Annotated in this window: 24 protein-coding genes; 5 read left to right on the plus strand and 19 right to left on the minus strand. The window is 69.3% G+C overall.

Features of this window, described 5'->3' with window-relative positions; genetic code table 11:
• Positions 1-7: 7 nt before the first annotated feature.
• The 4 genes from H7F49_RS00115 to H7F49_RS00130 all read right to left on the minus strand — a co-directional run bounded on the left by H7F49_RS00115 (position 8) and on the right by H7F49_RS00130 (position 3,800).
• Positions 8-1,432, minus strand: a complete 1,425-nt coding sequence (locus H7F49_RS00115) for an amidase (protein ID WP_185681531.1) — start codon at positions 1,430-1,432, stop codon at positions 8-10.
• A gap of 28 nt (positions 1,433-1,460) precedes the next feature.
• Positions 1,461-1,967 (minus strand): MaoC family dehydratase, encoded by a 507-nt coding sequence (locus H7F49_RS00120; protein WP_185681532.1) that lies wholly within the window; start codon positions 1,965-1,967, stop codon positions 1,461-1,463.
• 19 nt (positions 1,968-1,986) lie between these two features.
• Positions 1,987-2,553, minus strand: coding sequence for a carboxymuconolactone decarboxylase family protein (locus tag H7F49_RS00125; protein ID WP_185681533.1), 567 nt, complete (start codon positions 2,551-2,553; stop codon positions 1,987-1,989).
• 167 nt (positions 2,554-2,720) lie between these two features.
• Positions 2,721-3,800 (minus strand): Rieske 2Fe-2S domain-containing protein, encoded by a 1,080-nt coding sequence (locus H7F49_RS00130; protein WP_185681534.1) that lies wholly within the window; start codon positions 3,798-3,800, stop codon positions 2,721-2,723.
• 133 nt (positions 3,801-3,933) lie between these two features.
• Here H7F49_RS00130 and H7F49_RS00135 point away from each other — a divergent pair, with 133 nt between their 5' ends.
• Entirely contained in the window at positions 3,934-4,824 is an 891-nt protein-coding gene (locus tag H7F49_RS00135; RefSeq protein WP_185681535.1) for a LysR family transcriptional regulator, read from the plus strand.
• A 55-nt stretch (positions 4,825-4,879) separates the two neighbouring features.
• Here H7F49_RS00135 and H7F49_RS00140 read toward each other — a convergent pair whose 3' ends face one another.
• The 13 genes from H7F49_RS00140 to H7F49_RS00200 all read right to left on the minus strand — a co-directional run bounded on the left by H7F49_RS00140 (position 4,880) and on the right by H7F49_RS00200 (position 17,146).
• The gene (locus tag H7F49_RS00140; RefSeq protein WP_235981481.1) at positions 4,880-5,674 is read right to left on the minus strand and encodes a helix-turn-helix domain-containing protein; all 795 of its coding nucleotides are present in this window, start codon (positions 5,672-5,674) and stop codon (positions 4,880-4,882) included.
• A gap of 54 nt (positions 5,675-5,728) precedes the next feature.
• The gene (locus tag H7F49_RS00145) at positions 5,729-6,022 is read right to left on the minus strand and encodes a 4a-hydroxytetrahydrobiopterin dehydratase (RefSeq protein ID WP_185681536.1); all 294 of its coding nucleotides are present in this window, start codon (positions 6,020-6,022) and stop codon (positions 5,729-5,731) included.
• A 10-nt stretch (positions 6,023-6,032) separates the two neighbouring features.
• Entirely contained in the window at positions 6,033-6,788 is a 756-nt protein-coding gene (locus H7F49_RS00150) for an SDR family NAD(P)-dependent oxidoreductase (RefSeq protein ID WP_185681537.1), read from the minus strand.
• 40 nt (positions 6,789-6,828) lie between these two features.
• Positions 6,829-7,332, minus strand: coding sequence for a nuclear transport factor 2 family protein (locus H7F49_RS00155; protein ID WP_185681538.1), 504 nt, complete (start codon positions 7,330-7,332; stop codon positions 6,829-6,831).
• Positions 7,333-7,401: 69 nt separating this feature from the next.
• Complete coding sequence (locus H7F49_RS00160) at positions 7,402-10,026, minus strand: TonB-dependent receptor (RefSeq protein ID WP_185681539.1); 2,625 nt, start codon at positions 10,024-10,026, stop codon at positions 7,402-7,404.
• Positions 10,027-10,188: 162 nt separating this feature from the next.
• Positions 10,189-11,031 (minus strand): SDR family NAD(P)-dependent oxidoreductase, encoded by an 843-nt coding sequence (locus tag H7F49_RS00165; RefSeq protein ID WP_185681540.1) that lies wholly within the window; start codon positions 11,029-11,031, stop codon positions 10,189-10,191.
• Positions 11,032-11,035: 4 nt separating this feature from the next.
• A complete protein-coding gene (locus tag H7F49_RS00170) occupies positions 11,036-11,827 on the minus strand; it encodes an SDR family NAD(P)-dependent oxidoreductase (RefSeq protein WP_185681541.1) in 792 nt (263 codons plus the stop codon).
• Between the two features lie 43 nt (positions 11,828-11,870).
• Positions 11,871-12,941, minus strand: a complete 1,071-nt coding sequence (locus tag H7F49_RS00175) for an alkene reductase (RefSeq protein ID WP_185681542.1) — start codon at positions 12,939-12,941, stop codon at positions 11,871-11,873.
• 5 nt (positions 12,942-12,946) lie between these two features.
• Positions 12,947-13,579 (minus strand): nuclear transport factor 2 family protein, encoded by a 633-nt coding sequence (locus H7F49_RS00180; RefSeq protein WP_185681543.1) that lies wholly within the window; start codon positions 13,577-13,579, stop codon positions 12,947-12,949.
• Positions 13,580-13,792: 213 nt separating this feature from the next.
• The gene (locus H7F49_RS00185) at positions 13,793-15,247 is read right to left on the minus strand and encodes an aldehyde dehydrogenase family protein (RefSeq protein WP_185681544.1); all 1,455 of its coding nucleotides are present in this window, start codon (positions 15,245-15,247) and stop codon (positions 13,793-13,795) included.
• 95 nt (positions 15,248-15,342) lie between these two features.
• A complete protein-coding gene (locus H7F49_RS00190; RefSeq protein WP_185681545.1) occupies positions 15,343-15,828 on the minus strand; it encodes a MaoC family dehydratase in 486 nt (161 codons plus the stop codon).
• A gap of 26 nt (positions 15,829-15,854) precedes the next feature.
• Entirely contained in the window at positions 15,855-16,916 is a 1,062-nt protein-coding gene (locus tag H7F49_RS00195; RefSeq protein WP_185681546.1) for an alcohol dehydrogenase, read from the minus strand.
• Entirely contained in the window at positions 16,913-17,146 is a 234-nt protein-coding gene (locus H7F49_RS00200; protein ID WP_185681547.1) for a hypothetical protein, read from the minus strand. The genes H7F49_RS00195 and H7F49_RS00200 overlap by 4 nt, the downstream gene beginning before the upstream one ends.
• Before the next feature lie 403 nt (positions 17,147-17,549).
• On the opposite strand from H7F49_RS00200, the gene H7F49_RS00205 reads away from it, so the two are divergent.
• Both H7F49_RS00205 and H7F49_RS00210 read left to right on the plus strand, forming a co-directional pair.
• The gene (locus H7F49_RS00205; protein ID WP_185681548.1) at positions 17,550-18,308 is read left to right on the plus strand and encodes an SDR family NAD(P)-dependent oxidoreductase; all 759 of its coding nucleotides are present in this window, start codon (positions 17,550-17,552) and stop codon (positions 18,306-18,308) included.
• A gap of 5 nt (positions 18,309-18,313) precedes the next feature.
• A complete protein-coding gene (locus H7F49_RS00210; RefSeq protein ID WP_185681549.1) occupies positions 18,314-19,621 on the plus strand; it encodes an MFS transporter in 1,308 nt (435 codons plus the stop codon).
• 7 nt (positions 19,622-19,628) lie between these two features.
• Here H7F49_RS00210 and H7F49_RS00215 read toward each other — a convergent pair whose 3' ends face one another.
• Together H7F49_RS00215 and H7F49_RS00220 are read right to left on the minus strand one after the other, a co-directional pair.
• Positions 19,629-20,198, minus strand: coding sequence for a nuclear transport factor 2 family protein (locus H7F49_RS00215; protein WP_235981484.1), 570 nt, complete (start codon positions 20,196-20,198; stop codon positions 19,629-19,631).
• A 4-nt stretch (positions 20,199-20,202) separates the two neighbouring features.
• Positions 20,203-20,973, minus strand: coding sequence for an SDR family NAD(P)-dependent oxidoreductase (locus H7F49_RS00220; protein ID WP_185681550.1), 771 nt, complete (start codon positions 20,971-20,973; stop codon positions 20,203-20,205).
• A 279-nt stretch (positions 20,974-21,252) separates the two neighbouring features.
• Between H7F49_RS00220 and H7F49_RS00225 the strand changes: the two genes are divergently transcribed.
• Together H7F49_RS00225 and H7F49_RS00230 are read left to right on the plus strand one after the other, a co-directional pair.
• The gene (locus H7F49_RS00225) at positions 21,253-22,878 is read left to right on the plus strand and encodes a flavin-containing monooxygenase (protein ID WP_185681551.1); all 1,626 of its coding nucleotides are present in this window, start codon (positions 21,253-21,255) and stop codon (positions 22,876-22,878) included.
• A 36-nt stretch (positions 22,879-22,914) separates the two neighbouring features.
• Positions 22,915-24,051, plus strand: coding sequence for a helix-turn-helix transcriptional regulator (locus H7F49_RS00230; RefSeq protein ID WP_185681552.1), 1,137 nt, complete (start codon positions 22,915-22,917; stop codon positions 24,049-24,051).
• The last annotated feature ends 42 nt before the right edge of the window (positions 24,052-24,093 follow it).

A 24,093-nucleotide genomic window follows, 5' to 3' on the forward strand; every position in this document is an offset into this window, starting at 1 on the left:
TTCGCCGCTACAGCGGTGGGCGTCGACCGGCCCAAGGGGCCGCCGCCTCGACCTGCCCGGCCAGGCGGAACAGCAGGTCCTCCTCGCCATAGCGGCCGGTCACCATGATCCCGATCGGCAGGCCCTGCGCCGAGGTGCCGAGCGGCAGCGACATGCTGGGCTGGCCGGTGCCATTGAAGATCCCGGTGAAAGCGGTGAATCCGCCGACCAGTTGGCCCCAGTCCTGCAGCGGCAACCCGGTGGACAGCCCGATCCGGCCGAGTGGCGGCGGGAGGGTGGTGAGCGTGGGCGAGAGGATCACGTCGAACCGCGTCATGAACCGGGCGATCGCCACGGCCGCGGCCTGGTAGGCATTGTTGCCGCGGACGAAGTCGCGCCCGGTGGTCATGGTGCCGTAGCCGACGATCTCCAGCGTGGTCGGCTCGAGCCATTCGGGCCCCAGCGTCACGCCCAGCGCGCGGGCCCGGTCCTCGCATTCGGCGGCGACCGAGGATGCCATCAGGGCGAAGCTGCTTTCCGCGATCGCGGCGAAATCGATCTCCGGAGCCGCCTCCTCCACCACGTGCCCCAGCCCGGCGAGCAGGTCTGCCGCCGCGCGGGTGGCCGCGATCACCTCGGCATCGACCGGGGCCCCGGAAAAGGGGGACAGCATCAGCGCCACCCGCAGCGCACCGGGATCGCGCCCGACCTCGTCCAGATAGGGGCGCTGCGGCGGCGGTGCCACATAACGCGATCCGGGCTCCGCCCCGTGGGTGGCGTCGAGGATCGCGGCCGAATCCCGCACCGAGCGGGTCACCGCGTGGTGCACCGACATGCCGCCCCAGCCCTCGGTCCGCGACGGGCCCATCGGCACCCGCCCGCGTGACGGCTTGAGGCCGAACAAGCCGCAGCACGATGCCGGAATGCGGATCGAGCCGCCGCCATCCGTGGCATGGGCCGCGGGCAGCACCCCTGCCGCGACCGCGACCGCCGCCCCGCCCGACGATCCGCCGGCGACATGGGCCGGGTTCCACGGGTTGCGCGTGGCGCCGGTCAGGGTGCTTTCGGTCGTGCCGGTCAGCCCGAATTCCGGGGTGGTGGTCTTGCCGAAGATGGCGAAACCCGCCCGCCGGATGCGGGTCACCAGTTCGGAGGTGACCGCGGGGCGATGGCCCCGGTGCAGGCGGCTGCCGCTTTCGGTCAGCTCGCCGGCGATGTGGGTGTTGAGATCCTTGAGCAGCCACGGCACACCCCGGAACGGTCCGTCCGGCAGCCCCGCAGCCACGGCCTCGCGCCCCAGATCATAGAGCCGGTGCGCCAGGAAGTTGAACCGCGGATCGAGCCGCTCGGCGCGGGTGATCGCCGCCTCGAGCAGCTCGGCGGGCGCCACCTCGCCGGCGCGAACCAGCGCGGCCAGGCCCAGCGCGTCGTGACTGTCGAGTACCTCTTCCATGTCGTGCGACCTTCCTGCCGTGTATCCGCTAGTCCCCCGGGCCGCCGGTCGACTCTGGCGCGGGATAGAAGCGGCTGAGGGAATCGAGCACGCAGGCTGGCTTGGCGGCGGGCTGGCCGGGCGCATCCTGGTCCTCCACCTCCACCGTCACGCGCACGACGAGCTGGATCGCACCCTGGCGTTCCTCGACCGCAACGATCTCGCCCCCGGCCCGGATGCGGCTGCCGACCCGGACCGGAGCGAGGAACCGCAGGCGATCGATCCCGACATTGATGGCGTGAGTGAAGCCGCGGATCTCGATCAGATCGGGCATGAACAGCGGCACCAGGCTCACCGTCAGGAAACCATGGGCGATAGTCCCGCCGAACGGGCCCTGCCGCGCCCGTTCGACATCGACATGGATCCACTGGTGGTCCCCGGTGCAATCGGCAAAGGCATCGACCCGGCCCTGCCCGATCTCCAGCCAGCCGCTGGGGCCCAGCCGGGTCCCTTCCTGCCCGAGCAGGTCTCGCGGGCTGGCATAGCGTCTGGTCATGGCGCGGGACGACCGGCCCTTATTCGGCGGCGGCAGGCAAGGGTTCGCCGCGCATCGGCGGGGCCGCACAGACGCGATCCCAGCCGAGCACGTGCGCCACCCGGCCCAGCCCCATCCAGGCGGCCACGCAGTGCGCCAGATCGACCACCTCGGCCTCGGAGTACTGGGCGTTCATCCGCGCCCAGAAGGCCTCGTCGGCGCTGAGCACCTTCGGTTCAAGGGCGAAGCGTTCGGCGAACTCGATCGCCAGGCGCTCCCGCACCGAGAACAGCGGCGAGTTGGTCCAGTCGACGATCGCGGCAAAGAAGGCCTCGTCCGGCGCGGGGCCGTTGTATGTGACGGAGCGGGTCGGCGTCTCGCCCGGGACCGAATAGAGCGCCAGCGCATCGCGCGCGGCCCGGAAATCCTGGCAGATCATGCAGCCGTTGAGCTGCGCGGTGCGCATCCGCGCGGCTTCGAATTCGCGCAGGGACAGGCACGAATGGGTATAGACGGCTTCGGCAAAGCTGCTGCCGGCGCTCACGATTTCCGGAGCATGGGGGCTGGGCTTCCAGCCGGTGCCTTCGTCCGACGGGGTGATCGTCATGGCTCACTCTCCTCTGCCGGCCCGGTTCTGTCGCCTCGTTCGGGGCTGCCGGCTACCCCGGGCATTAGGGGTTGCGCAGGTGGCCCCGTCAACCCCGATCTCCGCCGTCCGACCTGCCGCCCCAGCAGCGGCAAAGCCAGAGGCAGCGGCAGCGGCAGCGGCAGCCGTCAGGCCGCCTTGTGCCCGGGCCGCTTGTCGAGCGTGACGTGCAGACCGTTGACCCGCGCCTGGAACTCGGGCGCCTTGTCGCGCGGGTTGTAGAACTGGCGATACCAGGTGCGGACCTTGCCGTAGGGGCCATCCGCGGGGATCGCCAGCGGGTTGAGGCAGGCGCGCTTGTTCGCCCAGATCTCCACGTCCTGGGCGAAGGCGAGCCGGCTGCCCTCCTGATAGGCCAGGGCCAGGGCCCGATCCTCGGCCGTGGTCTCGCGGCTGCCGTCGTGGACCTTGACCATCAGCGCATGCCAGCTCCGGGTGACCCCGTCCTCGACCGGGGTGTTGGCGATCATGATGAAGCTGTCGAATGTCCCGGCCATCTCGGACTGGAGAAAGCCCGGCCCCTCGTACCAGGTGTCCAGCACCAGCATGTCCTCGGGATTGGCGGTCAGCGTGCGGTGCCCGGCGCTGTAGTACTGGTGGAGGTGGCCCTCCTTGAAGTCGTTGGCGAAGTACTGCCAGTCGGTCGCGCCGTGGATCGGCACGAAGTGGCCGAAGTCGGCCATGTTGTCGACGATCTCGATCCCGTGGCTGTTGAGATCGCCCATGTAGTCGATCTTCCATTCGACCCAGCCCGGCTCGCCATAGTGGCCGCCGAAGTTCGCCAGATCGACGTCGGGGGCCAGCCCTTCGGGATCGTGCCACAGCCACAGGATGCCGGCGCGCTCGACCACCGGGTAGGTCTGCAGCTTGGCGGCTTTGGGGATGAAGTCCGAATAGGGGATGTGGTTGCAGGCGCCATCGGTGCCGAAGCGCCAGCCATGGAACGGACAGCGGATCGATTCGCCTTCGACATGCTCACCGTCGCGCACGATGTACGAGGTGCTGTTGCGCGCCAGGTGCGCGCCCATGTGCGGGCAATAGGCATCGACCACATAGGGCGTGCCGCTTTCGCCGCGATAGAGCACCAGGTCCTTGCCGAAGTAGCGGATTGCGGCGGGAATGCGGGTTGCCTCGCTCGCCGCTCCGATCATGAACCAGCCGCGCGGAAAATCGAATTCGCCCAGGCCGTAGTCGCGCGAGGTCGCCATTGCATCGCTCCTTGTTCCCGTCCGCGCCTGCCTTCGCCGTTCCGTGACGGCTGTGACGACGCAATAGGCGAAATCATACCGCCGAGAGCCCCGGTTTGCGAAGCCCCTTGCCTTGCACGGTGCTTGTGCAAAAATGCACGACAGAAAGGGCACGGCGATGGAATGGAGCGATCTGGAGGTCTACCTCGCTGCGGTGCGCACCGGGTCCTACACGGCGGCCGGGCGGCAACTGGGGGTCAACCGGACCACGATCGGCCGCCGGGTGGACGCCCTGGAACGCAGCCTTGGGGTGGCCCTGTTCGAACAGACCCCGCTGGGCTATGCCTCCACCCCGGCTGGCGCGCGGCTGCTCGCTGCGGCCGAGGCGATCGAACGCGAGGTGGCGGCGATGCTGGCCGAGATCGGCGCGGCGGGCCGGCCGACCGCCTCGATCCGCGTCGCCGGCACCGGGGGCATCGGCGCCGAGTTCCTGCCCGAGCTCGCGGCCTTCCGCCAGGCTCACCCCGACATCCCGGTCGAGCTGCTGGGTGAGCTCGATCCGCTCGACGCGGTGACTCACCGCCGGGCCGATCTGGGTCTGGCGCTGGTGCGGTCGCCGCCGCTCCACCTGACCGGGGTGGCGATCGGGACCTTGCAGCAGGCCCCCTATGCGCGCCGCGGGACCGCGGCCCTGCCCCCGCTCGGATGGGGCTATGGCTTCGAGGCGAGCTTGCCCGGCGGGGCCTGGCGCGCGGCCAATCCGGCGGGAGAAGCCGCACGGCTGGCGGGCCTGACCATGGTCAACACCTGGCTCGAGCTGAAACAGGCTGTACGGGCGGGAATCGGTTCGGCCAGCCTGTGGTGCTTTGCCGCGGATGCCGAACCCGACCTCGTCCGGCTTTCGGCGCCCGATCCGCGGCACGAGGCCACCCTCTGGCTGGTCCATCGCGCGAAGGCCCCGCCCGGCCCGGCGCTCCAGACGCTGATCGCCTTCCTGGGTGAGGCGATCGGGGAACGGATCGGCGGCACTGGTGCCGCGTCCTAGATGTTTGGCCGCGTTGTCCTGTTCGGCAGATGATTCCCCCCGCTGCGAAAACGCTTTAGCGTCCGGCGCCCTTGGCCTCGGCCACGCCGATCGCCTCGCCCAACGCGGGAATGCCGTTGGCCCGCAGGGCCTCCATGTCGAGCGCGCGGGCCACGCTGAGGATCCCGTACCAGTCGCGCCCGGGCAGGCCGGCCTGCCGGTCGCGGTCGGCCAGTTCGAGCATTTCGGCGCGTTGGCGCTCCATCACTTCGGCCAGTTGGGCGACGCCGCGCGGCGAGAGCTTGAGCACCTCCGAGGTGTAGAGCGTGTCCGGCGCAGCATAGTCGAGCTCAAAGAAGGCGGGCTTCATGTGCTGCTCGAACAGGCTGCGCAGCGGCAGCTTGCGGAACACCAGCGCCCGATCGACCAGTGGCCGCACCCGGCCGCTGCGCAGCCGATCGATCAGGGCCAGCCGCTCGAGCCGGGCCAGCGCCGCCTCCATGGTCCCGGCCGGCACCTCGAAGTCGGCGGCGATCTCGTCGACCGGCACGCCGTTGAGGATCGCCAGAAACAGGAATGACAGGAAGATGTTGCGCGACAGCGCCCGTTCCTGGGCCAGGGTCAGTTCGGGCGCCAGTTCGGCCCCCATCTCCTCCGCCTCGCGGGCAAGGTCCCCCAAGGTCAGGCTGACCAGTCCGGCCAGCCGCTCCAGCCGGTCGATCGTCAGGCCCTTGCCGGCCAGCCAGCGCTTGACGGTGGCCTCCCCGGCGCCCAGCTCCGCCGCCAGCCGCGGCGCGGTCCAGCCCGCCTGGCGCAGTTGACGGCGCAGCACAGAGAGCATGGCCGGGCCATTCGATTCGGATCGTGTCATGATCCGCATCTCACGCCAGCGTGATCCGGTTGGCAAGCGCCTGCGGGCGCCGGATCAGGCGGCCTGTTCGATCGCGCGCGCCAGGGCCACGTCACGGGTGCTGAGGCCGCCGGCGTCATGCGTGGTGAGCGTGATCTCCACCCGGTTGTAGACGTTGAACCATTCGGGATGGTGATCGGCCTTTTCGGCCTGGATCGCGATCCGCGTCATGAAGCCGAACGCCTCGGCGAAGTCGCCGAAGCGGAAGGTCTTGCAGATCGCCAGGCCATCCGCGCGCAGGACCCAACCCGGCAGGCTGGACAGGGCGGCATCGCGTTCGGCATCGGTCAGTCGGGGAACAGTGGTCATGGCCGCCGTTTCAGAACGCCGTGGCGCCGCCGTCAACCACCATTGCATGCCCGGTGACGAAGCTGGCCGCAGGGCTGCACAGCCAGACCACCGCCTCGGCGATCTCCATCGCGGTGCCGAACCGCCCCAGCGGGGTCATCCCGTCGATCATCGCCTTCATTTCGGGGTTGGCCACGAGCGGCGCGGTCATCGGCGTCTCGATCACCCCGGGGCAGACCGCGTTGACGCGGATGCCCTGCTTGGCCCAGCGCAGCGCGCCATGGCGGGCGAGGCCGATCACCCCGTGCTTGGCCGCGGTATAGGCCGGCTGCGCGCCATTGCCGACCAGGCCATTGATCGATGCGGTGTTGACGATCGCGCCCCCGCCGCGCGGGAGCATGACCGCGGCCTCCTCGCGCATGCAGCGCATCACCCCGGACAGGTTGATGCCCATGTTCCGTTCCCAGATGGCATCATCGTACTCGTCATCGCCGAGCCGGTTGATCCCGGCATTGTTGAAGGCGCAGTCGAGCCCGCCGAAGATCTCCACCGCGGCCGCGACCATGGCCTTGACCTCGTCCGCGCGCGCCACGTCGCACCGGACAAACGCGGCCCGGCCACCGGCCGCCTCGACCATGGCGACGGTTTCGGCCCCGCCCTCGGCATTGACGTCGCTGACCAGCACGCTGGCGCCGGAACGGGCGAAAACCAGCGCCGCGGCGCGGCCGATCCCGCCGCCGGCACCGGTCACCAGCGCCACCTTGCCTTGCAGGCCGTAGTCGATCATCGCGGACATCCTCTTGCTTGGGCTCTCATGCGAGAGTGTTTCAGGCGGCGGGGGCCTCGGCCAGGGCCAGGACGGTCACGCTGCCGTCCTCGCCGATCTGCTCGACGATCTGCGAGGTCACCCGGCTGACCGAATCGACGATCCACCACCGGCCAGCCTCGCGGCGGTAGACATCCTCGTACTCCACCGCGAGCCTTACGACCTGGCGGGGGCCGGTCAGGATGGTGCGGAAGTTGAGCGACCACAATCCCCGCGCGCTGTCGGGACCGGTCAGGTCGATCGCCCAGTTGGTGGCATGGTGAATGTCATAGACCCCGCCCTGGCAGGCCATGCTCTCATAGACCGCGACAAAGGCGTCACGCTCGGTGAATTCGGGAAAGCCCTGGTACGCGATGCGGATCGGACCCGGAGCAAAGCTGTCGCGCACCACATCGACCTGCTTGAGGTCGCAGGCCCGCAGATAGCGCGCCTTCAATGCGCGGATCGCTTCCTTGTCCTCCAGCGCCGCCAGGCGGGCGGCCAGATCGTCCAGCGAAACCGTCATCCTTCTGCTCCTTGGTCCGGCAAGGCGGAGGCCGCGGTCCGACCCGAAGGCGGACCGCGGCGGCTCACCTCAGTACTTGACGCCGATGCTCACGCCGAAGGTGCGTGGGTCGACGAAGTAGCCCCCGGCATAGCCCAGCGAGCCGAAGTCGATGCCGCGAACGAAGGCGTTCTGGTTGGTCAGGTTGCGGCCCCACAGCCGGATCAGCGCCTCACCCCCGCCGAGCGGGATCCGGTCGATCGCGATCTGCGCATCGACCCGCTTGATCGCATCGTTCCTCAGCAGGTCGTTGAACGGAGTGGAGATGTTGTTCGACACGCTGTACTTGGGGTCTTCGTAGGTATAGCTCACCCGGCCGGTCAGACGCAGGCCGCTCGAGGTGAGCGGGAACTGCATGTTGAGCGCGGCATTGGCGGTGAACGGCGAGGTGTAGGCCGGGGTCGCTATGGACGCGATGTTGACCAGCGGCTGGCCGGCCGTGACCGGCAGGCCCGCGTTGAACTCCTTGTACTTGATGTCGACGTAGCCGGCATTGCCCTCGATCGTGAAGTTCTCGTTGAGCACGGCCATCAGCTCGGCCTCGACGCCGGTGTAGGTCACCTTGCCGGCGTTGGTCACGGCCGTGGCGAAGGTCCCCGGAGGCGCGTTGGTCAGCGGCACCGCGATCGCCAGGTCCTTGTACTCGTTGTAGTAGCCCGACAGGTTGAAGCGCAGGCGGCGATCGAACAGTTCGGACTTCAGGCCCACCTCGTACGAGGTCAGCGTCTCGGGCTTGAACGAGGGCAGGGTGCCGCCGCTGGCCGGATCCTGGGCGTTGAAGCCGCCGGCGCGGTAGCCGGTGGCGATGCGGGCATAGACGTTGACATCACGGTTGAGATCATAGCCCAGCATGGCGTTCCAGGTGAACTTGCTGAACGAGGTCCGGCCCTGGTCCGGCACCGCGGGGGCGGCTGCGCCGTTCTGCAGGCGGATCATGGTCTTCTGGTCCCAGGTGTAGCGGCCACCCAAGGTCAGCCGCAGGCCGCTGTCCCGACCGCCGGGGTAATAGGTCGCCTGGGTATAGACCGCGGCGCTTTCGGCCGAGGCGGTGTAGGTCAGGCGGCCCAGCGTCTGGACCATGCGGTAGCGGGCGGGATTGGCGGCCCGGAATGACGGGGCGAGCAGCGGGGCGAACTGTGCCGCGGCGGCGGCAGGGAAGCCGACGCCGCGCAACACGCCGACGAAGGCTGCATCGCTGAACACTTGGCTGTTGGTGTCAAGCACGAAGCCGCTGTTCTGGGGATTGTCCTCCGACCCCTTCTCCCAGAAGTAGAAGCCGCCGACCACCCAGTCGAGCGTATCGGACTGGCCGGACACTTCCAGCTCCTCGCTGAGCTGCTTGTGGCGCCGCTGGTTGTTGGTGTCGAACAGGTTCTGCTGCACCGTCGGCACCGCGGCGCCGGCCAGGAAAGCCGAGGTTCCGGCCGGGAAACCGAGGCTCTGCAGCAGCGGCGCCGGGAAGCCGTTGAACAGCGTGGCATTGGTGAACTGCGGCCCGCGGAAGGCGCCGATGCCGTCAAGATCGGTGGTGTAATCGTTGTCCCAGCGGCGATAGCCGGTGATCGACTTGATCTTGAACGGGCCGAAGTCGTTCTCGATCTGCAGGTTGTGACCCCAGGCCGTGTCCAGCGACGTGCTCGAGATGTCGTTGCAGACGGTGGGGCGCCAGGTCCGGGTCGGCGCCGCGAGGGCGGCGCAGGCCGGATTGAGGAAGGTGGCCCCGGCGAGGTACTGCTGCACCGGCGCCTGCTGGGTGGCGACGACCGGGATCCCATTGACCACGATCGGGGCACGGGGCGTGCCGTCGGCGACATTGGTCAGCTGGAAGTTCATCGGCGAGCTGCGCGTCCGGCTCCAGTCGAAGATGTATTGGACCGTGCCGGTGCCGCCGATGTCGGTCTTCGCCGCAAAGCGGAATGAGTCGCTCTTGCGCGAGCCCGGATCGCGGCTCTTGTTCGGCTCGAGGATGTTGTCGACCACGCCGTCGCGCTGCTGGTGGTTGTAGGTGAAGCTGGTCCGGATCCCGGCGATGCTGCCCGGATCCAGGGTGATGCGGGCATTGGCCGTGTTGAAGTTGCCGTAGGTCGCCTCGGCGCGCAGCTTGAAGGTTTCGGACGGCGCACGCGAGATGAACGCGATCGCGCCACCGGTGGTGTTGCGCCCGAACAGCGTGCCCTGCGGACCGCGCAGCACCTCGACGCGCTCGATATCCATCACGTCGAGCGCCGAGCCGCCCGAGCGGGCGATGTAGATGCCGTCGACATAAAGCGCGTTGGCCGTGTCGATCCCGAAGGTTTCCTGGGCCGAGGTGTTGATGCCGCGGATCGAGATCACCGCGGCGTTGGCGTTGATCGTGCCCTGCACGATGGTCACGTTGGGGGCCAGGCCGGAGAGGTCCTTGGCGTCCTTGATCCCGAGGGTCGCGACCTTTTCGGCACCGATCGCGCTGATTGCGATCGGCACGACCTGCAGGTTCTGTTCGCGCTTCTGCGCGGTCACGACGATCTCGTCGAGCTTGCCGGCGTTCGCGTCGGCAGCCTGGTCAGCGGCGGCTTCGGCCGCGGCTTCGGCGGCAAGGGCCGGAGCGGCCAGGCAAAGCAGGCTGGTCCCGATCAGCAGACGGGCAAACGGGCGGGTTTGAAAGGCACCCTTCATGTCGACTCCCCAAAAGGCATTGTTGTCTGCACGCTTGATAGCCAATGCGTAATGATTTTCAAGCTGCAATACGCATCCGTGGGTCATGGGGCGATATCGCCAACGTTGCCGGAAATGCTGCACCTGCTAAAAGCGCAAATGCGTAGTCACTCACCACGCCGCTCAACTGAACCACGCGCCGCCGTTGACCGTGACGGTGCTGCCGGTGGCGAAGCTTGCATCGGCGCTGGCGAGAAAGGCCACGGCGCCAGCCACTTCATCGGGATGGGCCAGCCGCTTGAGCAGACTGTCAGCCGCGACCGCATCCTTCACTGCCTGGGGCAAGGGGGCGTAGATGGGAGTCTCCGTCGCCCCCGGATTGACCGCATTGACGCGGATCCCGCGCGGCGCCAGTTCGCGGGCCATGGCCCGGGTCAGGCCGAGCACCGCGGCCTTGGCGGTGACATAGGGGACCGGCCCATTGCCGGCGAGCGCCGCGGTCGAGCCGATGTTGACGATCGCCCCGCCCGCACCCGGCACATCCCGATCCTGGCCAGCCATGATCCGCACTGCGGCCCGGCTGCAGCGGAACACCCCGTCCAGCGTCACCGCCAGGACCGCCGACCAGCCCGCATCGCTGCAGTGGATGGTCTGGTCGGCGTGGGCGTCGGGTTGGCCCGCCGCCCGGGCGGCCTGCCCGGCATAGAATTCGGCCATGCCGTCGCCCGGTGCACTGCCGATCCCGGCGTTGTTGACCAGCACGTCGATGCCGCCGAAGGCCTGAGCCACGGCGGCGAAAGCCGCGTCGACCGAGGCGGTGTCGGTCACGTCGCAGGCCAGGCCCAGGTGCGGTACCGGGAGCACCGCCGCCGCGCGCGCCGCATCCAGATCCAGCACGGCGACCCGCGCTCCTTCCGCCGCCAGCCGCCGGGCGATCGCCGCGCCGATCCCCTGCGCGCCGCCGGTCACCACCGCGCGCTTGCCGGCCAGCCGTCCGGCGATCGGGTCCGCCACCAGGTCGGTCATCGGCTCAGTCCTCCACCTCGGGGCGCCACGGCACGCCGTTAATATGGCCGCCGCCATCGACGAACAGCGTGTTCCCGGTCATGTAGGCGCTCGCCTCGCTGGCCAGGAACGCCGCCACCGGCCCGATGTCGCGGGTCGCCTCGCCGAAGCGGCCGACCGGGACCTGGGCCAGGATGGCATTGGCCATGTCCGGGCTGGCATCGAAATAGGCCTTGGCCGCCGGGCTCAGCGCCGAAGGGCAGATCACATTGGCGGTGATGCCATAGCCGCCCCATTCGACCGCGGCGGTGCGGGTCAGGGCGCGGAGCGCTTCCTTGGAGACGTTATAGCCCACCGTGAACATGTGGGCGTTCACCCCGTTGAGCGAGCCGAGATTGATGACCCGGCCGAACCCCTGGTCGCGCATGGCCGGAAACGCCGCGCGCATGGCCCAGAACGCGGACCAGTAGTTGACCAGCATGGCCGACTGCATGTCCTCGTCGCTGTGCTTCTCCAGCCGCTTGGGAAAGCTTGCCCCGGCATTGTTGACCAACACGTCGAGCCGCCCGAACTCGGCCAGCGCGGCTGCGACCATGGCGTCGACCTCCTCGCGCACGGTCACGTCCACCCGGCGCGCCACGGCGCGCACGCCATAGGTTTCGCGCAAGTGGGCCGCCTCGACCTCGGCCCCCTCGAGCCCGCGCTGGGCGATCATCACCGCGGCGCCTTCCGCGGCAAGCGCCCGGGCGATGCCCTGGCCGACGCCCATTCCGCCGCCGGTCACCAGTGCGGTGCGGCCTTCCAATTGCCTTGCCATGGCCTTGCTCCCTCTTCCTGTCGCTGTTGTGCCGTCGCGTGCGTCAGTCCGCGCGCGGGTAGTCGGTGTAGCCGCGGGCATCGTCGCCATGGCCGGTGTAGAAGGTGGTCCGGTCCGCCTTGGCCAGCGGCGTGCCGTGCTGGAAGCGTTCGACCAGATCGGGATTGGCGATGTAGGCATAGCCGAACGACACCGCCTCGGCCTTGCCCTCCGCCAGCAGCGCCTGGGCCTTCTCCAGCGTCAACCCGCAGTTCTCGATCACCGGCCCCGACCAGTTGGCGCGGACCAGCTCGAGCGCGTCGAAGCCCTGGTTGGGGATATGGATCAGATGGCAGTAAGCCAGCCCCAGCCCGTCGACCGCCCGCAGCAGCGTGGCATAGGTCTCGGCCGGATCGGCATCGGCCATGCCGTTGAACGGCACGCCGGGGCAGATGCGGAAGCCGACCCGCCCGGGACCGATCGCATCGGCCAGCGCCGCCAGCGTCTCGGCCACGAAGCGCACCCGGTTCTCGGCCGAACCGCCGTACCGGTCGGTGCGCAGGTTGGTGTTGGACGACAGGAACTGCATCGGCAGATAGCCGCTGGCGCAGTGCAGCTCGACCCCGTCCAGTCCGGCAGCCCGGCTGTTGCGTGCCGCCGCGACATATTCGGCGATCACCCCGGGGATCTCCGCGGTGTCAAGCGCGCGGGGCATCTCGGTGGGGACCGGAACGCCGTCGGGCCCGGGAATCGGATCGGGGCAGGGAATCGCGCTGGGCGCCACAGTCTCGGCATCGGGGGCCTTGTTGGCCCGCACGGCGGCGCGACCGACATGCATCAGCTGCATCACGATCCGCCCGCCCGCCTGGTGCACGGCGTCGGCCACCCGGGCCCAGCCGGCCACCTGCTGCTGCGAATGGATTCCCGGCGTGCGCCAATAGCCCTTGCCCGCTGGCGAGGGCTGGGTGCCCTCGGTCACGATCAGGCCGGCCGAGGCCCGCTGGCGATAGTATTCGACCATCAGGTCGGTCGGTTCGTCCTCGGGGCCGGCCCGGTCGCGGGTCATCGGCGCCATGACCACGCGGTTGGCCAGCTCGAGCTCGCCCAGCCGCACCGGCGCAAAGATATCCGCCATTGCGCTCAGCTCCGCACGCGGGGTTTGGGCAGCGGAGCGCCGCGCCGCATGGTCTCGATGAACTTCTCGAGCGGGGCGGGCGGATCGACCGGGCCGTCATGCGGCTTGCCCTGGCGGGCCCAGTAGGTCTGCCAGCTCGGGAACAGGTCGTGGAAGCTGCCCTCATAGGGCGGCACCCCGGGCCAGCGCATCTTGCGCTGGCCGATCGGCGGCTTGTTGAGATCGGTCGCGTACCAGTAGAGCGGCAGGCGACGGCGGAAGTACCAGCGTCCGTCGATCCGCTCGTACTGGTCGAAGTACATCATCTGCATGATGACCCACTCGGTCCCGGCCTCGTGCTCGTTCTTGGAATAGACCACGCCCTGGGCGTGATCGGGATCGTCGAAATCGATGATGTGCCCGCCGATGTGATGGCTGGTGCCATCGAACTGCATCGAATGGGTCTCGTCGAACCAGTCGCGCAGGGCCTTGCGCCCCTGCTTGCCGCCGCCGACCCGGACATCCTCCGGGAACAGGTTCACCCAGGCATCGCCGTCGCGCATGTCGAGCGCCAGTGAGTACTTGGCGGGCAACTGGCGGATCGCGTCGAGTGATTCGAGCCGGTCGATCCGGGCCAGCAGGGCGTCGTCCACGGTCATCCTTGTCCTCTCCTGGGTGGTGGGGGCCAAGCCTTCACCTGTTTGCGCTGAATGATAGATCTATTTCTACGCATATAAAAAGTCGATAGCGTTACGTTCCGAAATCTTCGAACCGTTCATCCTGGCCATGCACCAGCTTCGCACATTGCGCCGGGCACCAGCGTCCATCGCGGCGCCGCGAACGCGGATGGTCATCCCCAGGGAACGCCACGATCAGTTCGCGGCGACGTGATGGATGTACTGCCGGCTCATGAAGGTGCGCACCGCCTCCGAACTGCACTCGAAGCCATAGCCGCTTTCCTTCAGCCCGCCGAACGGCGCCTCGACATGGCTGACCGCGAAGTTGTTGATCGCCACCTGCCCCACCTCCAGCCGCTGCGCCACGGCCTGGGCACGGGCAAAGTCGCGCCCCATGACATAGCCGGCCAGCCCGACATCGACCGCATTGGCCCGCGCCACCGCCTCGTCGACGCTGTCGTAGGGCATGGCCAGCGCGATGGGGCAAAAGGGCTCCTCCTGCAGCACCCGCGCATCGGCCGGCACGTCGGCCAGCAGGGTCGGACGGAACAGGAAGCCCTGGTTGCCTTCGCGGGTGCCGCCGGTCACCAGCCGCGCACCGCGGGCCGTGGCATCCTCGACCAGGCTCTCGGCCGCAGCCAGGCGCCGTGCGTTGGCGAGCGCGCCCATCTGCGAACCCTCGGCGATGCCGCGCCCGATCCGGACCGCGCCGAGCTTCGCGCCGAAGGCCTCGACGAAATCGTTGTAGACCGGCCGGGCCACGAAGAAGCGGGTCGGCGAGGTGCAGACCTGGCCGGCATTGCGGGTCTTGCCGAGGACCGCGGCGGTTGCGGCCGCCTCGACATCGACATCGTCGAGCACCACCACCGGGGCGTGCCCGCCCAGTTCGAGCACGCAGGGCTTGAGCGCCTCGGCTGCGGTCCGGGCGACGATGCGGCCGATCCCGGTCGAGCCGGTGAAGGTCACCACGCCAACCGCACGGGCGGCGATCATCTCGGCCGAAATGCGCGGCGCATCGCCATGCAGCACGCTGATCGCTCCGGCCGGGACGCCGGCCGCGGCCAGGCATTCGGCCATGGCCAGCGGCGCGCCGATCGTTTCCTCGGCGGGCTTGAGCACGCAGGCGCAACCCGCCGCCAGGGCCGGGGCGACCTTGCGTGCGCTGAGCAACAGCGGGAAATTCCAGGGGGTGAAGCAGGCCGCCACGCCGATCGGCCGCATCGTCACGGTCTGCCAGGCGCCGGCGGTGCGGGCGGGCAGGATGCTACCATTGATCCGCAGCACCTCGGCCGCGAAGAACTCGAAGGTCTCGGCCGATCCCTCGACCTCGGCCAGGGCTTCGGCCAGGGTCTTGCCCTGCTCCATCGACAGGGTGCGCGCGATCTCGGCCGAGCGCGCGCGCAATTCCTCGGCACTGCGCAGCAGCACGCGGTAGCGCTGCTGCGGGCTCAGCGCGCGCCATTCGCGCATCCCCGCCTCGGCCCCGGCCAGGGCTTCGGCCACGTCGGCCTCGCTCGCCCCGCGCACGGTGGCCAGCACCGCCTCGGTCGCCGGGTCGATCACGTCATAGGGCACCCCGCGACCGTCGCGGATCGCGCCGCCGATGAACTGGCCGAGCTGGGCGCCCCGCTCGTAGGCCGACTGGATCATGTTAGGCATCTCCGGATTGGGAAAACTGGGGCAGGTCGGGCACCGTCGCGACGGTCGGGTGCGGGATGCCCGGCGTCATGGCGATCGGCCGGTCATCACGCCTGCTCTCCTCGGGCAGGACCAGCCACCTCGCCCGGCCGCCGATGCATCAGGGCGCTGCGTTCGGTCCGGCAGACCACCTCGTCCCGCTGGTTGAGGCCGGTGTGGCGGAACCGCACGATGCCCTGGCCGGGGCGCGAGCGGCTGGGGCGCAGGTCCAGCACTTCGGTCTCGGCGCGGATCGTGTCCCCGGCAAAGACCGGCTTGGGGAACACCGTATCGTGCATGCCCAGGTTGGCCACCGTCGTCCCCAGGGTGGTGTCCTGCACCGTCAGCCCGATCACCAGCCCCAGCGTGTAGAGCGAATTGACCAGCGGCCGGCCGAACTCGGTCGTCGCGGCATAGGCGTGGTCGATATGCAACTGCGCCGGGTTGTAGGTCATCTGCGAGAACAGCATGTTCTCGAATTCGAGAACGGTCTTGCGGATTTCGTGGCGGAACACCTGCCCCACCGTGAACTGCTCGAACCACAGGCCGGCCATGGTCTGGTCCTTTCCTCTGGGTCCGCTCAGCCGACCAGCACGGTCCGGCCCTCGACCTGCCCGGCCTTGAGCGCCATCAGTGCCGGCCAGGCCTGGTCCTTGGCGCAGGTGTGCACCGGGGTCGGCGCCAGCTTGCCCTCCTGGGCCAGGCGGATCACCGCGCGCAGATCGTGCAGGCTGCCGGTGTTCGAGCCGACGATGCTGATGGCGCGGAAGATGAACGCGGCGAGCGAGATCTCGAGGCAACCGCCCGCGATCCCGATCGGCACCAGCCGCCCGCCCTTGGCCAGCACGTCGAGCGCGGTCTGCGCGGTCGCCGGCCCGTTGACGAAGTCGATCACCGCCGGGACCGGCCCGCCCGTCGCGGCCAGGATGCGCTGGGCCGCGCCCTCCCCGCCCTCGACCGCGATCGCGCCTGCCGCTTCGGCCAGGGCACGCTTCTGCGGGCTGATGTCCACCGAATAGATCGCGCGATGACCGAAGGCGCGGAGCATGGCAATCCCCGCCAGGCCCACGCCGCCGGCCCCGATCAGCACAACCGGCTGGTCGGGGGCGAGCGGCATGATCTTGGTCACCGCGGCATGGGTGGTCAGCCCGGAGCAGGCATACGTGCAGGCCAGCGCCAGATCGAGATCGCCCGGATCGACCAGGTAGCGCGGATGCGGCACGACCACGTGGCTGGCGAAACCGCCATGGCGGACGATCCCGATCGACTGCTGCGCGGGGCACAGGTTGTCCTCCTCGCGCAGGCAGGCCGGACAGGTGCCGCAACCGATCCACGGATAGACCACGCGGACATCGCCCACCGCGACCCCGCCCACCGCGACACCGGCCGCCTCGGGACCGACCGCCACCACCCGGCCTGCGACCTCGTGGCCGGGCGCCCGGGGCAATTCCACGCCACGATCGGCGAGCCGCAGCGTCTTGCCGCCGCCGAGATCGTAGCCGCCCTTCCAGAAGTGGAGGTCCGAATGGCACACCCCGCAGTGGGTCACCTCGACCAGGACCTCGCTGCCCTGTGGCACCGGGGTCGGCAGGTCCAGCAGCTCGAGCGGTGCGCCCGGTTCGACAACGGCCCATGCCTTCATGGCTGTTCTCCCAGTTCGTCGCGCAGCACCACCACGGTGTCCGCGCCCAGCGGTTGGCTCGACATCAGCGGACGGTGCGGGCGGCCCGCGCGACGCCTTGGTGAAGGGGGCAGGACGATCGCCGCGAGCCCGGGATGGGCGATCGTCCGTGGTGCGCCGTGAGCGCGCCGGTCCGGATCGGCGATGGGAGGCCGATCCCTCACACCGATGCCCGGTGACAGACAGGTCATCCCCGGCGCTTCCCCATTGTTACGCTCTCCCCGGCACCGGACCAGCACGATCGCATGCCACGATCGCGTATTGTTGAGCGGTCGATTCTCCGCCCTCGTGCATTTCACCCAGAGCTATGGCGGATTTTTCGAGTAAACAAGCCAGTTCATCTACGCTTTCGGGAAAAGGCCCATGACCCCGTCCGAATCGCGAGGACAGTGGATGCCACGGCACCGGGCCGGACCGACCCGCACGACAGTGAGGCCGTCCACGCAGCAGCCGAATAGCGGGTTTGTTTCGCATTTGCGGAATTGATCTGGGGTTTTTTGGCGTATTGCCTTGCCTCTGACCAAGTCCTATCGTGCATTTGCATAATCATCGCGGAGCCATACTCCGCAACAGCCAAAGTTTCGGGAGAATGGCATGCGCGGCCTCAAGGGCAAGGTGGGAATCGTCGCCGGTGGCGGGCGCGGGATCGGCGCGGCAACGGCCCGCCGCCTGGCGGCCGAGGGCGCGCATGTGGTGATCGGGGATCTCCAGGGCGACTGGGCTGGCGAGGTGGCGGAGAGCATCCGCAGCGGCGGCGGATCGGCCATCGGCATGATGCTCGACGGCACCAGCGCCGACAGCCAGGCCGCGATCGTCGCGGCCGCGGTCGAGACCTTCGGCGGACTCGACATCTATCATTCGAACCTGGCCGGTGGCACCGGCGGCGATATCGACATCCTCAACTGTCCGGTCGAGGTGCTCGACACCAGCTTCGCGATCAACACCAAGAGCCATTTCCTGGCCAGCCAGGCCGCCCTTCCGCGGATGCTGGAGCGGGGCGGCGGAGCGATGATCTACACGTCGAGCGGGGCCGCCTCAGGGGGTGCGGCCTGGCAGGTCGCCTACCCGATGACAAAGAACGCGATCCATGCGCTCGCCCGTCATGTCGCCAGCAAGTTCGGCAAACAGGGGGTGCGCGCCAACGTGATCTGCCCCGGCGTGGTCCTGACCGAGGCGGTCAAGCAGCACCTGACCGACGAGTACGTCGAACGCGCGCTGGGCGCCGTTCCGCACACCCGGCTCGGCCAGCCCGACGACATCGCCGCGGCGGTCACCTTCCTTGCCTCCGACGACGGCGCCTGGGTCAATGGCCAGGTCTGGCATGTCAACGGCGGCGCGCAGATGCGGGACTGAACGCCATGGCCGCCCCGCTCTCGGCCGCCGAGGCCGCCGCCACGACCACCGCCACCGGCGGCCCGCTGACCAATCGCTGGCTGGCGCTGAGCCTGCTGGTGCTGGTGGCGATCCTCAATTACGCCGACCGCTTCCTGATGTCGGGCCTGGCCCAGCCGATCAAGCAGCACTTCGGCATCGGCGATGCGATGATGGGCGCCCTGATGGGGCCGGCCTTCGCGCTGCTCTACACCGTTTTCGCGCTGCCCATCGCCCGGCTGGCGGACCGCCGCTCACGCGTGGCGATCGTCGCGGCGGGCTGTGCGGTGTGGAGCTTCTTCACCCTGCTGTCGGGCCTGGCCACCAGCGCCGGACTGCTGGCCGTCGCGCGCGTCGGGGTCGGGATCGGCGAGGCGGCCTACCAGGCCCCCGCCGCGGCCCTGATCGCCGCCTACTTCCCCCCGGCCGAGCGTGGCCGCGCCTTTGCGCTGCTCGGCACGGCGATCTATTTCGGGCAGATGATCGGCTTTGCCGGCGGCCCGGCCATCGGCGCGACCTGGGGCTGGCAAAGCGCCTTCCACGCGCTGGGCGTGGCCGGGCTGGTGGTCGCCATCGCGACCTTCCTCGTGGTACGCGAGCCCGCCCGCCCCGTGGCGGACGTGACGGCCATCGCCGAACGCCAGCCGCTCGGCCAGGTCATGCGCCTGCTGATCGGGACGCCCACGGTCCGGTACCTGGCCACCCTGCTCGCGCTCGGCACGCTGTCGGGCATCACCTTCGGCATGTGGGGCCCGGCCCTGTTCGAACGGGCCTACGGCCTCAGCACCAAGGCGGCCGGGGCCACCTTCGCCCTGACCTTCGGCCTGCCGGGCCTTGCGGGCATGGTCGGCTTCGGCTTTCTGGCCGACCGGCTGGGCCGGAACGATCCGACCGTGCAATTGCGGCTCTCGGCCATCGCGCTGGGCGGCACCACCACGCTGATCCTGGCCGTGGTGTGGATCGACCAGCTTTGGGTCGCCCGACTGCTCGCGATCCCCGGGGGCATCCTCGGCGGGGGCTGGTCGGTGGCGGTCCTGGCCGGGCTGCAGTACCTGCTCCCCCCCGCTCACCGCGCGACCGGGACCGCGCTGGTCCTGCTGATCACCGGCCTGTTCGCCACCGTGCTCGGGCCGGTGATCGCCGGGCAGTTCAGCGACTGGGTGGCCGGGAGCGGCGCCACTGGCTTGCGCATCGGGCTGACCGTGGCCCTCCCCACCGCCTACGTCGGGGTCTGGGCGGCGCTCCGTGCGACCCGCACCCTCGAGCCCGACCGCCGCGCGCTCGCGAACGGATGAGGGCCGCCTAGCGGGCGAAGCCCGCCAGCAGCCGGTGGATCGGATCGGCCACGCCTGCCGCACCAACCGCAACCCCCGCACTGCCGAAATCGCTGCCCGCGCCCACCGCGAGATCCTCGGCGAAATCGAGGATGAAGGCGCGCCGGGCGAAGCGCCACACGCCGTCCCGCCGGTGATAGTGATCGGCATAGCGCCCCCAGGCCACGAACTGGCGGGTGCCATCGGCCGTCAGGTGCCAGGCGCGGGCGGCAATCTCGCCCTCGGCCCGATTGCCGTCGAGCACGAACAGTTGCGAGAGCATGACGTGCTGGGTCGCGCGCCACTGCGCCATCATCCCTGGCAGCCAGTCGACATAGCCCGCCGCCGACCCGCAATAGTAGGGCGTGTGATCGTCCACCGCATCGTCATGGTAGAGGGCCCGGAGCAGCGCGTAGTCGCGCCGGTCGATGGCATGGCCGTACAGGGTGACCAGATGACGCAGCGCCTCATGATCGGCGAGGTCCCCCGGCGAGAGAGGACGCGGCGCGAGCGGCCGTGTGGCCGCCGCCGCGGCCGCCCCCATCCCCTCGCGAGCCATCCCGTCAGACACCGAATCCCCCGGCGACCGAGATCGTCTGGCCGGTGACGTAATTGGCCCGCGCCGAGGCGAGGAACACCGCCGCCTGGCCGATGTCGCGCGGGCTGCCCCAGCGCGCCAGCGGCAGCATGGCCTTGACCGCCGCCTCCCATTCCGGAGTGAAGGTTCCGGCCGCCTTGCCGATCTGGAACTGGCCGGCATCGATCACCCCGACGAGGATCGAGTTGGCCCGGATCTCGTGCCGCCCCTCTTCCTTGGCGATGCCCTTGATCAGCGCCTCGTTGCAAGCCTTGGGCGCGACCGACAGGCCGTCGAGCCGGGGCCACCAGTCATGTCCGGCCGACCCGAGATGGACGTAACTGCCCCCACCCGCAGCCCGCAGGTGCGGCAGGGTTGCTTGGACCGCATGGTTGAACCCGAAGGCCTCGATTTCCATCGACTGGCGGAACTGCTCTTCGGTCCAGTCCGCGATCGGCACTTGCGGAACCACCGGCCCGGCACCCCACACCACGGTGTGTAGCCGCCCATGCGCCGCTGCCGCTTCGGCCACGGCAGCGAAGACCTCGGCCCGTTCACGCACGTCGGCGCGGTGCACCGTCGCCTGGCGCCCCAGGGCCCGCGCGGCCGCAGCCACCTCTTCGGCCACGGCCTGCTTGCTGCGATAGACCACGGCGAGATCGCTGCCCGCTTCGGCGAACTCAAGCGCAACGCCCCGGCCGATGCCGCCGCTGCCCCCGAACACGATGGTCGCGCCAGCGGGAAAGTCTGCTGCCATGGTTCTCTCCACTTTGTCGGCCCCGGTCCGTCACCCCGGGCGGGGGGTGGCGGCAGGGTCTGAGGGTTGGCCGGAGTGTAAGGCGAAGCCGGGTCCTGATCTACGCAAATTTTCACCGCCAGGGCCGATCCCATACTCAACGCGCAGGACAAGGGCGTCATTTCGTTCGAATCATCTTTATAACCCGATCGGGGTATGTCATCACGGGCGGGCTGGGCGATGATCGCCGGACCGGACCCGCCAAGGAAGGCGGGGCGGCTGGCTGCGGAGAGGAATACGATGGCACAGGATGGACCCGAACAGTTCGACGTGGTGGTGATCGGTGCGGGCTTTTCGGGGCTCTACGCGATCCATCGGCTGCGCCAGCAGCACAGTGTCGTCTGCTTCGAGACCGGCGACGGCGTCGGCGGCACCTGGTACTGGAATCGCTATCCCGGCGCCCGGGTCGACATCATCAGCGTCGAATACTCGTACGGTTTCGATGAGGCGCTGCAGCAGGAGTGGCGCTGGCCGGAATACTTCTCGGCCCAGCCGGCGCTCGAGGAATATGCCAACCACGTGGCCGACCGGTTCGACCTGCGCAAGCACATCCGGTTCTCCAACCCGGTCACCCGCATGCGGTTCGACGGCAAGACCAACCGCTGGCACGTCCACACCGCCAATGGCGATCATGTCGAGGCGCGCTGGGTCATCGCCGCGACCGGGGCGCTCCATGCGCCGAACGAGCCAGCCTGGCCTGGCCGCGAGCTGTTCCAGGGCCAGGTGCTGCACACCACGCAGTGGCCGCGCGAGGGCATGGACCTGACCGGCAAGCGTGTCGCGCTGATCGGCACCGGTTCGACCGGGGTCCAGGCCACCCCGATCATCGCCGAGCAGGCCGCGCATCTGCACCTGTTCCAGCGCACCCCGGCCTATTCGATGCCATCGGGCAACCGGCCGCTCGACCCCGAATTCGAGGCGGACTGGAAAGCCAACTACGCCGAACGCCGCCAGCAGATGCTGCAAACCTGGGGCGTCTCGCTGATCGACTACCCCACCTATTCGGCGCTGGACTGCACCCCCGAGCAGCAGAACGAGATCCTGGAAAAGGCGTGGCGATCGAAGAACGCCTTCCAGTTGCTGACCGCCTTCTCGGACGTCATGGTCAATCCGGCGGCGAACAACGTCGTGGCCGAATTCGCCCGCAACAAGATCCGCGGCATCGTCAAGGATCCCAAGACCGCCGAGCTGCTCTGCCCGACCTATCCGATCGGGGCCAAGCGGCTGGGCAACGACAAGGGATACTACGAGGCCTTCAACCGCGACAACGTCACCCTGGTCGATGCCAAGTCGGCGCCGATCGTCGCTTTCACCGCCAAGGGGCTGCGCACCACCGAGGCGGAGTACGAATTCGACGTGATCATCCTCGCCACCGGGTTCGACGCGGTGACGGGCGCGATGAGCCGGATCGCGATCGAGGGGGTCGATGGCCAGACCGTGGCCGAGCGGTGGCGCGACGGGCCGACCACCTATCTCGGCGCGATGATCGCCGGGATGCCCAACCTGTTCATGATCCACGGTCCGCTCACGCCGGCGGCCCAGGCCCAGATGATCACGGCCGGGGAATGGCAGATCAACTGGACCGCGGACATCATCGAGGACCTGGAAAGCCGGGGCGTAGCCCGCATCGACACCACCCCGGAGGCTGAGCAATGGTGGGCCCAGCAGGTCGACGCGGCGGCCGCGATGACCGTGCATAACCTCGCCGATTCCTGGTACAACGCCAAGAACATCGAGGGGAAGAAGGGCGGCTTCATGATCTATATCGGTGGCTTCCCCGAATACACCCGGGCCTGCACCGAAGCGGTCGCCGGGGGCTATCGCGGCTTCGTGCTGACGCCCGAACCGGCCACAGCCCCGGCGTGAGCCGCGGGTGCGGTGCGGGGCTGGGCTGAGGCGGGAATGGCACCGCCGCCCAGCCCTCCCCTGCCCCCGGGCCATGACCTGTCCGCGCTGCTCGCCCGCCTCTATCGCGGGATTGGCGAGGATCCGCCCTGGCAGGATTTCCTGGCCGATCTCGCCCGGTGGATGGGCGCGGCCTATGCCACGCTGATCATCACGGCGCCCGGCCGGCACCGGCCCGCCACTTTCGTCACCCCGGGGGCGAACCCGGCGTTCAGCGCCGCCTACGCCGAGCAGTTGTTTGCCGACGACCCGTTCCGCGGCCTGCCCGATGGCGCGGTGGTGTCCTATGCGGAGTTCATGGCCGGTCTCCCGTCCGGGTCCTATCCCGACTATCGCCGCGCCATGGCCGAGGTGGGGTTTGACGTGGTCCTGGGGGTGGATCTGCACTTCGGCGGATCCGGGCTGCGGGTCCGCGCCGACGATGGCCGCTACGAAGCCCGCCTGCGGGTCAGCCGGCACCGCCGCCAGCCCGATTTCAGTGCCGGCGACCGGGCACAGTTGGCGCTGCTGGTGCCGCACCTGCGGATCGCCGTCGGGCTGTACGAACGGCTCCAGTTCGCCGGGGCCCAGCATGGCCTGTTCCATTCGGCGGCGCAGGGTCTGGGCATCGCCCTGGTCGTGCTGGACCGCAATCGCCGGATCGTCAGTTGCAACGCCCTGGCGGAACAGATCCTCGCCGAGGACGAGAGCCTGCATCGCAGCGCCGAGGGAATCCGCTTCGACGAACCCGAACACCAGCGCGTGGTGAACGGGATGCTGGCCGGGGCCGTGCCCCCTACCCCCCTGCCCCGGTTCCGCGTCGAGCGACCCGTCCACGGCGATCTTGTCGTCACCCCGCGACCGCTCGATCTGCGCGCCATTCACGCCGGCACGGGCGCCCTGGCCCTGTTCCTGTCGCGCCCGGAGCCCGCCGCCAGCGCCGACCAGGAGGCGATCCGCACCCTGCTGGGCCTGACGGCGGCCGAGGCGCGGCTGGCCGTTGCGCTGGGCGGCGGCCACAATCTGGTCAGCGCCGCCGCCGCCCTGGGGATTGCCCACAACACCGCGAAGGTCCAGTTGCGGGCGATCTTCGCCAAGACCGGGGTCAGGCGCCAGGCCCAGTTGGTGGCCCTGCTCGCATCGTTGAACGGCTGAGCATCGTCGCGGCGATCCTGGCCCGGACCGCGCCTGCGCAGA

It is taken from the genome of Novosphingobium aerophilum (assembly GCF_014230305.1).
Taxonomy (GTDB): domain Bacteria; phylum Pseudomonadota; class Alphaproteobacteria; order Sphingomonadales; family Sphingomonadaceae; genus Novosphingobium; species Novosphingobium aerophilum.